Raw genomic sequence first — 14,467 nt, forward strand, 5'->3', positions numbered from 1 at the left:
CCCGCAGCGGCACGATCAGCTGCGAAGCGGGCGGTCGCGGTACACATGCGGCGTCCACGGGCCCCACTTGGCCTCGTAGACCGCCTTGTTCTGGTCGAACAGCGCCTGCTTGGCCTCTGCTTTGAGTTTGTTGAAACTCGCAGACAGGTGATGATGGACGAACACATCGTCGGCACAGATCACGCCCAGGTTGTGCTGGTCGAGCCGGCGGCAGTAGTCATCATCTTCGAAGAAGCCGACCCCGAAGGCCTCGTCCATGGGGCCGACCGTCTCGTATGCCGCCCGGGTCATCATCACGCAGAAGAAGGCGGCAGTATTCAACGGGAACGACAGTCCGGCGTGCAGGCGGGTGTGCTTGCCGGCATTCACCACCATTTCCTCCATGTCCGCGTACTCGATCTGGATGCGCGCTTCGTTGCCGATGTTGTTGGTCACCGGCCCGACCAGGCCAACGGAGGGGTCACGCAGGAGGTGCGAGACCATCGTGCGCACCCATCCCGGGGTGACGAAGGTGTCGTTGTTCAGCAACACCAGGTAATCACCTTTCGCCGCGGCCAGGCCAACGTTGTTGCCTCCGGAGAAACCGAGGTTGGTCGCATTGGCGATATAGCGGCGGTTTCGGCCTTCGCGCTCCCAGCGGGCGAGGTATTCGGGGGTAGCGTCGCTGGACGCGTTGTCCACGGCGATCACCTCCAGGTTCGGGTAGTCGCTGTGCTTTTCCAGACTGTCCAGGCAGGCCTGGGTGTATTCCAGGTTGTTGTAGCAGAGCACGACCACGCTGACGACAGGCTCGCTGATCGCCTCAAGCGCATGGTCCAGGTCCGCAGCGCGATGGGCCCACGTCTGGCAGGCAGCGAATGCCTGGCGGGCGGCGACCGCTTCCGCGCTGGCTTCGGTATCTGCGAGCGCTTCGCCCACTGCCGCAGAGAACCCGACCGGCGACGTTGCCAGCTTGACCAGCCCCTGGAACTGGGACATTTCAGGAAGATCGACCGAAACAACCGGCTTGCCGGCGCTCAGGTACTCGTAGACCTTGACCGGATTGGTCGCAAGGGTCAGCGGGATGACCTGGAACGGCAACAGGCAGACATCGAATCCGTGCACCCAGTACGGCAGCTCCCTGTAGGCCACTTCACCGACGAAACGCACGTTGGGAAGGTCGGCCAGTCGCTGGTCGGCGCCTACGGTATCCCGCCCGACCATGATCACCAGCGCATCAGCATGGTCCAGCGCGACTTTTCGCACCAGTTCGACATCGAACCATTCGGCGATGGCACCGTAGTAGCCGATCACCTTGCGACCCTGCGGGTCGGTGAACACATCGTCCGGCCTGTTGCAGAAATGTTCGTATTCGGTGGCGTTGCGGATCAGCGCCATGTTGCGCGACTTGCCCTCCATCTCGTCGCGAAGCCACTGCGACGTCACGATCAGGAGATCGGCCCGCTCCACCAGCTTGCGCTCGCCTTCCAGGACAGTGGATGCATTGTTTTCGAATCCACCATGGTGGTCCATGCAGTCGTAGACGAGGCGCATGTTGGGGAGGCACTGGGCCGGCTCGATCCAGTACGGGTGCTGCACCAACGAAATCGACTTCCGCGTTTCGGTCCAGGCCAGCAGCTCGGCGAGGCTGTCACGGATGGCGGCGACCTGCGCTTCGGAAGCCAGGTCGCTGTAGATCTGCGGTGCACCCGCCACGTGCAGGTTGACCTGGAACAGACGCCCCTGTTTGTCGAGCGCCTCCAGGGCGAACCCGGGTTTCGGAGAGTCGACGAAGTTGTTCGAGATATAGAAGACACGATGCCCCTTGCCGGCCATCGCCGCGGCCAGGTGCTGTGGTCGCTGCATCCGGAAATGCCAGTCGATGACTGACCAGACGAACACGTCCTCGAGCTCACCACGAGGCGCCAGCTGCAGCTGCGGCACGGGCACGCCCAGGTTCTGTGCAACCGTGGAATAGTTGTTCCGCACCATGTTGATCAGGCGCGCCTTGTCGGACGGATCCAGCTTCCCGGTCCGCGCGGTGCGGCGGATGAAATTCATCGCACGCCGCCACAGACCCGGCGGCTCAGCCTGGCTGTTGGGCGCATCGCCGACACTTTTCAACTCACCAGCCACCAGACGCATGGTCTCCCTGGGCTTGACTACCATGCGCTTGAGCACCCGCATTGGCCGGGTCAGCGCCCACGACGAACTTCTGTAGACATCGTTGAGTTCGAACTCAAGCGCGATGACGCGTTCGCGCAATTCCACGAGGCTGCGGTCCATGTCGGCGCGCTGGTCCAGCCCGCCGGCCATCCGTGCGATGTCCATTCTGATTTCCGATTCCATTCTTTCCATTGAGCGTTCCAACTTCAACTCCGTTCCCCTGACTACCTCTGTAAATGCCATCCGGCTGTCCAACCTGAACTCGCCGATGCTGGCAAGCATCTGGTGCCTCACGGCATCGCGCATCCCTCCCATCTCGCGCCGCAGCAACTCAACGTTATCGGTCGCTTCCACCCTCGACTGTTGCCGGAGGCGTTCGAATTCCTGCTGGAGTTCGACGCGGATGTCCGACACCGCGTGGGACATGTGGGTGCGCACGGTCTCGGCGGTGCCCGCCGCGATCTCCCGCATGCTGTCGACACTATGGGCGGTGTTGCTCTGCAGCGTTGCAAGCAGCCGCTCGGCTTCGTGGCGCTGGTCATCGCTGGTGCGGCGCGCCACGTGGTGAATGGACTCGCCGAAGCCGGCCAGGTCCTCGCGCAGTGCGTCCACCATGCGCTGCGTCGCCTGTCCCAGCGCCACGTGCAAGGCATCCCGTTGCCTGGATGCATCCTCACCCAGGTCGAGCAGGTGCTGCTCAAGCTGCCGGACCCGGGTCAGCAACGTGTTGAACTGCTCCAGCTCGGCCGCCGTCAGCCCCGGTACCGCTGCGGGCGCGGTCAGGAGGTTGTCGATGCGGACCTGGAGGCCAGCAGCTTCCTGTTCGACGACACTGCGGTTGTAGGCGGTGGCGAAGAGCGCAAAGGGCGCCAGCAGGCCCGTGGATTCGCCCTGGCGCGATGCAGCGACACGGCCCATCACATCCATCACCTCCCGCGACCAGTAGGCAGATGCCTCCGAATGCGGGTGGGTGGCGCGCAGCTGGTTGACGAAGCTCTTCACCACGGCATGGTCCGCCGGCTCGCTAGCGACGAGCTGCTCGGCGAAGTGCGACCAGATGGCACGCGGATCGTGCGCCGCGCGGACCTGTTCACTCAGGGCCTGGATGTTCGGCCCCAGGGAGGGCAACGCATCGAGCTGACGACGCAGTTCTGCCGCATTGATCGATTCGACGCCACGACCGGAAAGATTGGATTCGATGGCCTGGCGGTAGAGGTCCTCGGTCAGCAGGCCCTTGATGCCGTCGTACCCGACCAGCACCACCGGCCGGCCCGCCACGAGGCCTTCCAGCGCCACCCGCCCCATGCCAGCCACACCGGCGTATTCGAGTACCAGCTCGTGCACATGGTCGCTGCTTCCGAGAAGGCGCAGCTGGCCGGATTCGAGCTCCCTTGCCAGGCCGTCTTCCAGCGCCTCCTGCGAAGGACCGGTGCCACAGATGTCGATCCCGGCGATACCTGCGGCCAGGCCCGCTTCGACGAAGCTGAGGATGCCGTCGATCTTGGCCGGGTCCAGCCGGCTGACAACCAGCCAGCGGTCGCCCGCGACCACATCGCGCGCCGCAGGCACGCCAACCGCATTGAGCTGGATGTCCAGGCGATCAGCGTCCACGTAGGGCGCGGCCAAGGCACGGACTTCTTCCGAGACCGCAACGACCCGGGTCGCCGCCGGGAGCACCAGCGATGCCAGCATGAAGTCATAAGCAGCGCCGTAGCTGCCGGCGATGGAGCTGGGCCCGTGCAACGTCACGAAGAACGGCACATCCAGCAGCGCGGCGCACATCATCGCCGGGATCGTGGAGGTGAAGGGATGCGCGTGGATCGCGCTGATCTCGTTGCGCCGGGCAAGTGCCACGATGCGATCCACGGCGCCCAGGAATTCATGGACACTCGCTTCCGGACCGATCGCCATGTCGGTTGTCAACGATGCCAGCCCCTCGGGGAGCAGGGTCCGGGCGAAACGGCGCCCGCAGACAAGATGGACGTCCCAGCCTTGCCTGGTCAGTTCGATGGCCTCGTTCTGGATGTAGGTCTCAACCCCCCCCAGCTCGAAAGCCTCGGTGATGATCATCAGGGATTTCTTCATCGGATCTCCAGTACGCAGGTCACGCGTGTTCACGCGTTGGGACGCTTGGCAAAGGCCACGCTGACGGGAAGCGCGGCGATGCCGGTGCCCAGCGCGCGCGGCGCATTGACCTTGAGGATGATGACGTCGGTTTTGCGATCGAGGTACGCCATGTCTGCATGGCTGATGGCCTCGGCCAATGCGAGCGTCACGAAGTAGCTGCCTTCGCACAGATTGAGCTCGATCCTGAACTCCACATCGCAGAAGTCCCCCGGCTTGACGTCCATGCAGTTGGCGCGTTGGTACATGGTGCTGGTACCGAAGGCGGAAACGCCCTCGACGGTGCGCAACAACAGGCCGAACTGCATCTCATCGATCGCGTCCAGCGCGTGCACCCGCGCCCGTATGGTGACAGTCTGACCCGTCATGAACACTTCGCACCGCTCTCCAGCCGCATCCAATGCCACCCAGTCCTTGATGTAGGCACGCAGCATGCCGTCGTCGGCGCCGCCCTGCGCGGTTGGAACGGCAGCGACATCCGCCTGCCCGGTGCCATCGTCTGCAGGCAGCGGATCCACCGGCGCTTCAAGCGCTGCCGGCGTGGCCTGGACCGGTTCGATGGGCACCAGCGCGGAGGCAGAAGCGTCGGCGGACTGGGAGTTGACGTAGCGGAGGTACGCCTTCTCATCCGAGTACAGCAGCGCGTGGTACTGGTCGATGATGACCTTCGCTTCGCCAATGCCGTGCACGCGCCCCTTGTGAAGGAGCACGGCACGCTGGCAGAACTTCTCCACGGTGGATGTGGCGTGGGTAACAATCAGGATGGCGCAGCCACGCGCGCGCAGGCTTTCGATGTACTCGAAACACTTGCGCTGGAACTTCTCGTCGCCGACCGACAGCGCCTCATCGACAATGAGGACCTGCGGATCAACGCAGGCCTGTACCGCGAACGCCAGGCGCACGTACATGCCACTGGAGTAAGTGCGGACCGGCTGGTCCATGTGCTCGCCGATGTCGGCAAAGGATTCGATGCTGGCGAAGCGCTGCTGCATCTGCTCGCGGCTGAAGCCGAGCACCGCGCCGTTGAGGTACACGTTTTCCCGGCCGGTGAAATCGGGATTGAAACCCGACCCCAGTTCAAGCAGCGCCGCCAGCAGCCCATTGACGCGCACCTCGCCGCCGGTGGGGGCGAGCGTACCGGCAATGATCTGCAGCAGCGTGCTCTTGCCGCTTCCGTTGCGGCCGAGAATGCCGATCGTTTCGCCCGGGGCGACCTCGAAGGAAATATCGTTGAGTGCCCAGAACTCCCGATAGAACTTCTTGCCGCTGGGCGCGAAGAACTGCTTCAGGCGGTCCCGGGGGGTGTCATACATCTCAAAGCATTTGGAAACGCCCGAAATGGTGATGGCGGCATCAGAGGACATCAGCGAACCCCCGGCGAGTCTTCTGGAACCACGCAAACCCCAACCATGCAATGAACAGGCCCACCCCCATGCTGATACCCCACGCCTGCCAATCCAGTACCTTGCCCCACATCATCACCGCGCGCACCTGCTCCACCGTGGTGGTAAGCGGGCTGAGCTGCATGAAGGGCCGGTACTGCTCCGGCATGATCGAGACCGGGTAGAAGATCGGTGACAGGTACATCAATACCAGGGTTACCACGCCGATGACCTGGGCAACATCGCGCAGGTAGACGCCCAGCGCAGCCAGGATCCACGAGAAGCCGAGAGTCATCAGCACCAGCGGCAGCACCGCCAGCGGCATCAGCATCAGCGTCGCCGATGGCATGCCGACGAACGCCATGTAGAAGACCGACCACACCACGAAACTGACCAGCAGGTGGAACAGGCTGGAGCCCAGCGAGACTATCGGCAGGATCTCCAGCGGGAACACGACTTTCTTCACGTACCCGACGTTGCCTGTAACCAGCGTCGGCGCACGGTTGCAGCACTCCGCGAACATGTTGAACACCATCAGGCCAGCGAACAGCACGAGTGCGAATTCGGTCTTGGAACCATCACCACCGGACCAGCGCGCCTTGAAGACGTAGCTGAAGACGAACGTATACACGGCAAGCAGCAGGATCGGGTTGAAGAACGACCACAGCAGTCCCATGACCGACCCGCGATACCGGCCCACCACTTCCCGTACGACCAGTCCCTTGACGAGATCGCGGTGTGTCCGGAGGGTCCGGAACAACGCCAGTGGGGAGGATGACCTCATGTCTTTTCTAGAATTCAATGTGATTCCCGGGCACTGTTATGACGATTGAGCGGCGGAGGAAGCGGAAGGACCGTCCTGCAGCGCCGTCTCCAGGTCCTGCTGCAGATCACCCAGCTCTTCCACCCCCACGCTCAGCCGCACCAGCGCATCACTGATGCCCAGCTGCTCACGGCGCTCGAGCGGGATGGAGGCGTGGGTCATCACTGCCGGGTGGTTGACCAGGCTTTCCACGCCGCCGAGCGATTCGGCCAGGGTGAACAGCTCGGTCTTCTCGCAGAACCGCTTGGCCGCTGCGAAGCCGCCCTTGAGCACGATCGAGACGATGCCGCCGTAACCGTTCATCTGGCGCGTGGCCAGTTCGTGCTGCGGGTGCGAGGCCAGGCCCGGGTAGATCACCTTTTCAATGGCCGGGTGCTTTTCCAGCCACTGGGCAAGGGCCAGCGCGTTGGCGCAGTGCGCCTTCATGCGCAGCGGCAGGGTCTTCAGGCCACGCAGGGCCAGGAAGCTGTCGAACGGACCCTGCACGGCCCCGATGGAGTTCTGCAGGAAGGCCATCTGCTCGGCCAGCTCGACGTTGTCGCCCACCACCACCATGCCACCGACCATGTCCGAGTGACCGTTGAGGTACTTGGTGGCCGAGTGCAGGACCAGGTCCGCGCCCATTTCCAGCGGGCGCTGCAGCATCGGCGAGGCGAAGGTGTTGTCCACCACCACGATCAGGCCATGGCGCTTGGCGATGGCGGCCACCGCGGCGATGTCCACGATCTTCAGCATCGGGTTGGTCGGGGTTTCGATCCAGACCATCTTCGTCTGTGGGGTGATCGCTGCTTCGAAGGCGGCCAGGTCGGTCAGGTCCACGAAGCCGAACTGCAGCCCGGCGGTGCGCTTGCGCACGCGCTCGAACAGGCGGAACGTGCCGCCGTAGATGTCATCCATCGCCACCACGTGGCTGCCGGCGTCCAGCAGCTCCATCACGGTGGAGGTGGCGGCCATGCCCGAGGCGAAGGCGTAGCCGCGGGTACCACCCTCCAGCGAGGCCACGCAGCGCTCATAGGCGAAGCGGGTCGGGTTGTGGGTGCGCGAGTACTCGAAGCCCTGGTGTTCGCCGGGGCTGGACTGGGCGTAGGTAGACGTGGCGTAGATCGGCGGCATCACCGCGCCGGTGCTCGGGTCGGGCGACTGCCCGCCATGGATGGCCAGCGTGGCCAGGGCGAGCTGGCGCTTGGAGTGCCCGGAGGCTGCAGGATCGGACATGGGATTCCCAGCGATTGAGAGCCCCAATTGGGGCCCACATTAAATGGAGCGGAAGTCTATCAGCGCAGGCTTAATCAGCCGTTGACGCTCGTAAACAGGGGTTCAGTGCCGAACGTCGGCCATCGCGCCGTTATTGGACGCGACGACGCAGGTAGTTCAGCAGGTCGATCCGGGTGATCAGCCCGAGGAAGCTGCCACCATCCATGATGATGGCGACCTGCCCGCGGTCGAACACCGGCAGCAGGGCCTCGATCGGCGATTTCACGTCCAGCCGGTCCAGCTTGCTGACCATGGCGGTGGAGACCGTGTCGCGGAAGCGGGATTCATCGCCATAGACATGCAGCAGGACGTCGCTTTCGTCGACGATGCCAACCAGCTGGTCGCCGTCCATCACCGGCAGCTGCGACACGTCATACAGCTTCATGCGCTGGTAGGCCGTGGTCAGCAGGTCGTTCGGGCCGATCACCACGGTGTCGCGCTGGCCATACGGGCGCAGGATCAGGTCACGCAGGTCGCCGGTCTGCGGGCGTTCCAGGAAGCCGTTGTCCAGCATCCAGTAGTCGTTGTACATCTTGGAGAGGTACTTGTTGCCGGTGTCGCAGACCAGCACCAGCACCTTCTTCGGGGTGGTCTGCTCTTTGCAGTACTTCAGCGCGGCCGCCAGCAGGGTGCCGGTGGAGGAACCGCCGAGCACGCCTTCCTTGCCCAGCAGCTCGCGGGCGGTATGGAAGCTTTCGGCATCGGTGATCGCATAGGCCTTGGTGACCCGGCTGAAATCGGCGATGGACGGCAGGAAGTCTTCACCGATGCCTTCCACCAGCCAGCTGCCGGACTTGTCGTTGAGCACGCCGTCGTTGATGTATTCGGCCAGGATCGAGCCGACCGGGTCGGCCAGCACCAGTTCGGTCTTCGGCGACAGGGTGGAGAAGGCGCGCGACAGGCCGGTCATGGTGCCGGAGCTGCCGCAGCCGAACACGATGGCATCCAGGTCGCCGTCCATCTGTTCCAGGATTTCCGGGCCGGTGCCGAATTCGTGCGCGGCCGGGTTGTCCGGGTTGCCGAACTGGTTGATGAAGTACGCGCCCGGGGTTTCCTCGGCCACGCGCTTGGCCATGTCCTGGTAATACTCAGGGTGGCCCTTGGCCACGTCCGAACGGGTCAGGCGCACTTCGGCGCCCATCGCCTTGAGGTTGAAGATCTTCTCGCGGCTCATCTTGTCCGGCACGACCAGAATGAGCTTGTAGCCCTTCTGCTGGGCGACCAGCGCCAGGCCCAGGCCTGTGTTGCCGGCGGTGCCTTCCACCAGTGTCGCACCCGGCTTGAGATCGCCGCGCTGTTCAGCGGCCTCGATCATCGACAGGCCGATGCGGTCCTTGATGGATCCTCCGGGATTGGCGCTTTCGAGCTTCAGGTACAGCTCGCAGACACCGGTATCCAGGCGCTGGGCCTTGACGATCGGGGTCTTGCCAATGAGGTCGAGTACGGAGGAGTGGATTGCCATCGGGTCACATCGATTCGCGCCGCAGTGCGGCCGGACCCCCGATTATCCGACAGATGGTAGAGACACGCCATGCGTGTCCGGGAACCCCGGAAAGAGCGACGCGGACGGCGCCCGTCGACGAGGAGACGGACGCCGCCCGCGGCGTTTGGTAGTGCCGGCCAAGGCCGGCAGGTTCAGCGGCAGGTGCCGACCGTGGGCCGGCACATAGGGAACGTCAATTCAGGGGGGAGGAGTACAGCCGTTCCAGCTTCTGCTTGGCATACAGCTTCTCACGCTTCATCTGGCCCAGAGTTACACCGTCTATCGGAAGTACGCCCAATTCGGCATCCATACACTTCTTGTTCAACTTCTGGTGCCGTTCGTAAAGCGCCTTGAATTCCGGATCACGCTGGCGGCGTGCGTCGATTTCACTCTGGGGCTGACCTTCAAACATGATGAACCTCCTATCGCGTTTACAGCACAAACAAGAACGCCCCGGCCGGTGAGGCACGGGGCGTTGCTTCGGGAGGAGCGCCGGCATCCACCGCGATCACGGCAGAACCCAGGCGCACGACCGGGGTTGCCCGGCCTGCAGACTGCTCTGGTTCGTGCCCTCGATGCATCGGCCCGGCCCTCCAATCGTCCGGGTCGCGGAAGGCCACCCGGACAATCGACCCTACGCCTGCCCAAGGGCCGGTTCAAGGGTTTCGTTTGAAATCGCCGGTGCGCGCCAGTCGAGGTTCAGGCTGAACACGCACTTCAACGAAATTTAAACAAAAACAAGGGCTTGAACGACTCAGGGGGCGATGATGACCTCGGCCGAGCGGGCCTTGGTGGCCGCCGCCTTCTTGCCGCTGACCTGCAGGCGGCTGGCGCTGACGCCGGCCCCCACCAGGGCATCGCGCAGGGCTTCGGCGCGCTGCTGCCCTACCCCGGCGGCGGCATCGTAAGCCTCGATCCGGACCCGGCCCTTCTTGCCGATGTTGAGGTACTCGGCCAGCGCCTTGGCCTGGCCCTTGGCCCCGCCCGAGAGCGCGCCCTTGCCGCTGGCGAAGGCATCGCCGGCGAAGGTGAACACCTCGCCGCGGCTGTCGAACTTCGAGCCCGGGAGCTTGCTGCCCGAGACCAGCTCGGCCTCTTCGCGGGCCAGCTTGGCCGCGTTCTGCTGGGCCGCGCTCAGCCGCGCGGTCTGCTTGCCGGCCACGCTGGTCAGCGCGGTTTCGGCATCCTGGCGGGCCAGCGCTTCGGTTTCGGCGGCCAGGCGCAGGCGTTCGGATTCCTCGGCCTGGATCTGGGCCTGCACGCGCAGCCGCTCGCTTTCCTGGCGGGCACGCTGGGCATCGCGGCGGCTGGCTTCGATCAGCAGGTCGCTGCGGGTGCGCTCGAGCTGGCTCACTTCGCGCTTGGCCAGCGCGGCACGCACGCTGGTTTCGGCGATTTCGACCCGGCGGTCGGCCAGGTAGCGGGCCTGGTCCACGTCGCGGCGCTTGGCGTTGGCCAGCGCGGCGATGGCCTGCTGGGCCTGCAGGCGCTCATAGGCCGCCAGCTCGGACGCATCCGGGTTGGCCTGGATCGCCATCAGGCGCTGGGTAAGCTGGGCCACGGCCGGGTCTTCGGCGGCACCGGCCAGCGGCGACAGGGCTAGGCCGAGGGCCAGCAGCAGCGGCGACATGCGCAGGGCGGCAGGCTTCATCGGCGGTCCTCCCCGGCGGCGAGCTGGCGTTCGAGCTGGGTCACCTCGTTGCGGCGCAGCTGCAGCTGGGCGGTGGCGGTGGCCTCCTCGCTGCGGGCGCGGGCCAGGTCGGCGTCGGCGGTGGCGCGCACGGCCAGGGCCGGGGCGTTCTTGCGCTCGCGGCGGTCGCTGGCGGCGGCCTGGGCCTGTTCCAGGCCTTGGCGGGCCACGGCGATCAGGTCCGGGGCGTACTGGTCGGCGTCAGCCTGGGTGGCCTTGTCCACGGCCTGGCGGGCCTGCATGAGCTCGAGCGCGCCGTCCTGGGCCAGGGCCGGCCCGGCCAGTGCGAATGCGCACGCCATCACGCAACTCGTCAAAACTACATACGGGGTACGCCGCATTTGTGCGAAGCTAGGATTCATTGGGGGTGCCGTTCGCCTGAAGAAGGTGCGCGGCCATTGTCGGAAGCCTGCGGCGTGCTTGCAATGGCATGTCGCCGATTGTTGGGGAAACATTTCGCATGGATATCGGCTATTTCCTGAAGCTGATGACCGAAAAGAACGCTTCGGACATGTTCTTGACCACCGGAGCCCCGGTGTACATCAAGATCGAAGGCAAGCTGTACCCGCTGGGAAACACCGGGCTGCCGCCCGGGATGGTCAAGAAAATCGCCTATTCGCTGATGGACGAGGGCCAGGTGCCCCAGTTCGAGCGCGACCTTGAGCTCAACATGGCCATCGCCCTGCCCGACGCGGGACGCTTCCGCGTCAACGTGTTCAAGCAGCGCGGTGAGGTCGGCATGGTGATCCGTGCCATCCGCAGCAAGATTCCCAGCATCGAAGAGCTCAACCTGCCCCAGGTCCTGAAGGACGTCATCATGACCCCGCGCGGGCTGGTGCTGGTGGTGGGCTCGACCGGCTCGGGCAAGTCGACCTCGCTGGCGTCGATGATCGACCACCGCAACAGCACCACGACCGGGCACATCCTCACCATCGAGGACCCGATCGAGTACCTGCACAAGCACAAGATGTCGATCGTCAACCAGCGCGAGGTGGGGCTGGATACCCACGCCTTCCACAACGCGCTGAAGAACGCGATGCGTGAAGCGCCGGACGTGATCCTGATCGGCGAAATCCTCGATTCGGAAACGATGGAGGCGGCGATCGCCTTCGCCGAAACCGGTCACCTGTGCCTGGCCACGCTGCACTCCAACAACGCCGACCAGACCATCGAGCGCATCCTCAACTTCTTCCCCGAGAGCGCGCACCGCAACGTGCTGATGAACCTTTCGCTGAACCTGCGCGCGGTGATTTCCCAGCGCCTGGTCAAGGGCCAGGATGGGCGACGCCTGCCGGCCACCGAAGTGTTGATCAACACGCCGATGATCCGCGACCTGCTGCGCCGCGGCCAGGTGCATGAGATCAAGCCGGCGATGGAAGCCTCGCTGGAAGAAGGCATGGAGAGTTTCGACCAGTGCCTGTTCCGCATGGCCAAGAACGGCATCATCGAGCAGGAAGAGGCGCTGCGCGCGGCCGATTCGCGCGATGGCCTGGCCCTGAAGTTCCGCCTGTCCGAAGGCGGCAGCGGCGAGCATGATCCGTACGCGGATTATTCGGCGGCGACCCCGGCGGCGATCACGCACGGGTTCTGATCGGTAGGTACCGACCGTTGGTCGGTACCCGGTTTCAGGGTGACGCGTCGGCCTGGACCTCCGGCCGCGCCGCATCGAACGCCGGCAACGCCAGGCAGGCCTCGTCGATCCGCACCAGGGTCGGGTACGGGCCCAGGTCCACGTTGAAGCGGCGGGCGTTGAACAGCTGCGGGACCAGGCAGCAGTCGGCCAGGGTCGGGGTGTCGCCGTGGCAGAAGCGCCCGGTCTCCACCGATTCGACCAGCAGCCGCTCCATCGCGTCGAAGCCGACCTGCATCCAGTGCTTGGTCCAGTCCTCGCGCTCGGTCTGCGGCACGTGCCAGGTGTCACTGAAGAACTGCATCACCCGCAGGTTGTTGAGCGGGTGCAGGTCGCACGCCACCAGCTGCGCCAGCGCGCGCACGCGGGCGCGGCCCGGGGCGTCGTCGGGCAGCAGCGGCGGCTCCGGGAATACCTCGTCGAGGTATTCCAGGATCGCCATCGACTGGTGCAGCACCAGATCCCCATGCACCAGGGTCGGCACCAGCTCCTGCGGGTTGAGCGCGGCATAGCCTTCGCTGTGCTGCTGGCCGCCGTCGCGGACCAGGTGCACCGGGGTGATCTGGTGCTCCAGGCCCTTGAGGTTCAGACCGATGCGCACGCGGTAGGCTGCGCTGGAGCGCCAGTAGCTGAACAGCTCGATGCGGTCGGCCGGGGTGTTCAGGGCCGTGTCGCCTGTTCGATGCGCTGTTCGATGGCGCCGAAGATGCTCTCGCCGGCGGCGTCGAACATTTCAATGCGGACCACGTCGCCGAACGACATGAACGGCGTGCTCGGCTTGCCGTCGCGCAGGGTTTCCACGGTGCGCTGCTCGGCAAAGCAGGACGCGCCCTTGCTGGTGTCCTCGTTGGCGATGGTGCCCGAGCCGACGATGGCACCGGCGCCCAGCGGGCGGGTCTTGGCTGCGTGCGCGACCAGCTGGGCGAAGTTGAACTGCATGTCCACCCCGGCTTCGGGCGCGCCGAACCAGGCGCCGTTGACGTGGGTGACCAGCGGCAGGTGCACCTTGCTGTCCTGCCAGGCGTCGCCCAGCTCGTCGGGGGTGACGAACACCGGCGACAGCGCCGAGCGCGGCTTGGACTGCAGGAAGCCGAAGCCCTTGGCCAGCTCGCCCGGGATCAGGTTGCGCAGCGAGACGTCATTGACCAGGCCGACCAGCTGGATATGGCCGGCGGCCTGCTCGGCGGTGACCGCCATCGGCACGTCATCGGTGATGACCACCAGTTCGGCCTCCAAGTCGATGCCGTACTCCTCGCTGATCACCTTCACCGGATCGCGCGGACCATGGAACCCGGCGCTGGTGGCCTGGTACATCAGCGGGTCGGTGTAGAAGCTTTCCGGCACTTCGGCGCCACGGGCGCGGCGCACGCGCTCGACGTGCGGCAGGTAGGCGCTGCCATCGACGAACTCATAGGAACGCGGCAACGGCGCGGCCAGCGCCTGCAGGTCGATGTCGAACACCCCGTCGGCACTGCCGTCATTGAGCGACTCGGACAGGGCGTTCAGGGGCGGCGCCAGGTGGCTCCAGTCTTCCAGCGCCTGCTGCAGCGTGGCGGCGATCCCGGTGGCGCGCACGCCATGGCGCAGGTCACGCGAGACCACGATCAGGGTGCCGTCGCGGCCGCCTTCCTTCAAAGAACCAAGCTTCATGGGTGGGATATCCGGGATCGCAGAAAAATAGGTTTCGAGTGTAACCAAATGCGCGCGGGTGCCAAGGTGCATTGCGGCAGATCGAACATAAACCATCCGAATGATGCTGGCGTGGTGGCTTGACGCCCGACGCCAGGCTTCCGGCGTTCCTGACCCCGAATTGGCGCGCAGCCACGCATGGCGTGGCCCTACGAAGCTGAATGGGGAAAATTGATGCAGCGCATGATTTCTTCTATACTCCCATTGTCTGCAGCGGCCGTCCGTTTCCCTTCGGGATCGCCGGCGA

11 protein-coding genes are annotated in these 14,467 nt (G+C 65.0%); 1 reads left to right on the top strand and 10 read right to left on the bottom strand.

Annotated elements, in window-relative coordinates:
- Window positions 1-15 precede the first annotated feature (15 nt).
- The 8 genes from QMX79_RS06250 to QMX79_RS06285 all read right to left on the bottom strand — a co-directional run bounded on the left by QMX79_RS06250 (window position 16) and on the right by QMX79_RS06285 (window position 11,263).
- Entirely contained in the window at window positions 16-4,230 is a 4,215-nt protein-coding gene (locus QMX79_RS06250; protein ID WP_282245420.1) for a glycosyltransferase, read from the bottom strand.
- Between the two features lie 29 nt (window positions 4,231-4,259).
- Complete coding sequence (locus tag QMX79_RS06255) at window positions 4,260-5,582, bottom strand: ABC transporter ATP-binding protein (RefSeq protein ID WP_282245422.1); 1,323 nt, start codon at window positions 5,580-5,582, stop codon at window positions 4,260-4,262.
- 40 nt (window positions 5,583-5,622) lie between these two features.
- The gene (locus QMX79_RS06260) at window positions 5,623-6,369 is read right to left on the bottom strand and encodes an ABC transporter permease (protein WP_282245453.1); all 747 of its coding nucleotides are present in this window, start codon (window positions 6,367-6,369) and stop codon (window positions 5,623-5,625) included.
- A 102-nt stretch (window positions 6,370-6,471) separates the two neighbouring features.
- A complete protein-coding gene (locus QMX79_RS06265) occupies window positions 6,472-7,689 on the bottom strand; it encodes a cystathionine gamma-synthase (protein ID WP_282245424.1) in 1,218 nt (405 codons plus the stop codon).
- Window positions 7,690-7,819: 130 nt separating this feature from the next.
- Window positions 7,820-9,190 carry a pyridoxal-phosphate dependent enzyme gene (locus QMX79_RS06270; RefSeq protein WP_282245426.1) on the bottom strand — a complete coding sequence of 457 codons (1,371 nt, stop codon included), beginning with the start codon at window positions 9,188-9,190 and terminating at the stop codon, window positions 7,820-7,822.
- A 214-nt stretch (window positions 9,191-9,404) separates the two neighbouring features.
- Complete coding sequence (locus QMX79_RS06275; protein ID WP_282245428.1) at window positions 9,405-9,623, bottom strand: YdcH family protein; 219 nt, start codon at window positions 9,621-9,623, stop codon at window positions 9,405-9,407.
- 342 nt (window positions 9,624-9,965) lie between these two features.
- On the bottom strand, window positions 9,966-10,862 hold the full coding sequence (locus tag QMX79_RS06280) for a hypothetical protein (protein ID WP_282245429.1): 897 nt from the start codon (window positions 10,860-10,862) through the stop codon (window positions 9,966-9,968).
- Window positions 10,859-11,263, bottom strand: a complete 405-nt coding sequence (locus QMX79_RS06285) for a DUF4398 domain-containing protein (RefSeq protein ID WP_282245431.1) — start codon at window positions 11,261-11,263, stop codon at window positions 10,859-10,861. The genes QMX79_RS06280 and QMX79_RS06285 overlap by 4 nt, the downstream gene beginning before the upstream one ends.
- Window positions 11,264-11,361: 98 nt before the next feature.
- Here QMX79_RS06285 and QMX79_RS06290 point away from each other — a divergent pair, with 98 nt between their 5' ends.
- Window positions 11,362-12,492 (top strand): PilT/PilU family type 4a pilus ATPase, encoded by a 1,131-nt coding sequence (locus tag QMX79_RS06290; RefSeq protein WP_282245433.1) that lies wholly within the window; start codon window positions 11,362-11,364, stop codon window positions 12,490-12,492.
- Window positions 12,493-12,526: 34 nt separating this feature from the next.
- Here QMX79_RS06290 and maiA read toward each other — a convergent pair whose 3' ends face one another.
- Together maiA and QMX79_RS06300 are read right to left on the bottom strand one after the other, a co-directional pair.
- Window positions 12,527-13,174, bottom strand: a complete 648-nt coding sequence (gene maiA / locus QMX79_RS06295; RefSeq protein WP_282245457.1) for a maleylacetoacetate isomerase — start codon at window positions 13,172-13,174, stop codon at window positions 12,527-12,529.
- 17 nt (window positions 13,175-13,191) lie between these two features.
- Window positions 13,192-14,181 (bottom strand): fumarylacetoacetate hydrolase family protein, encoded by a 990-nt coding sequence (locus QMX79_RS06300; RefSeq protein ID WP_282245434.1) that lies wholly within the window; start codon window positions 14,179-14,181, stop codon window positions 13,192-13,194.
- Window positions 14,182-14,467: the final 286 nt, after the last annotated feature.

The sequence above is a fragment of the Stenotrophomonas sp. PS02300 genome (assembly GCF_029959395.1).
In the GTDB taxonomy this organism is placed as follows: Bacteria; Pseudomonadota; Gammaproteobacteria; order Xanthomonadales; family Xanthomonadaceae; genus Stenotrophomonas; species Stenotrophomonas maltophilia_AD.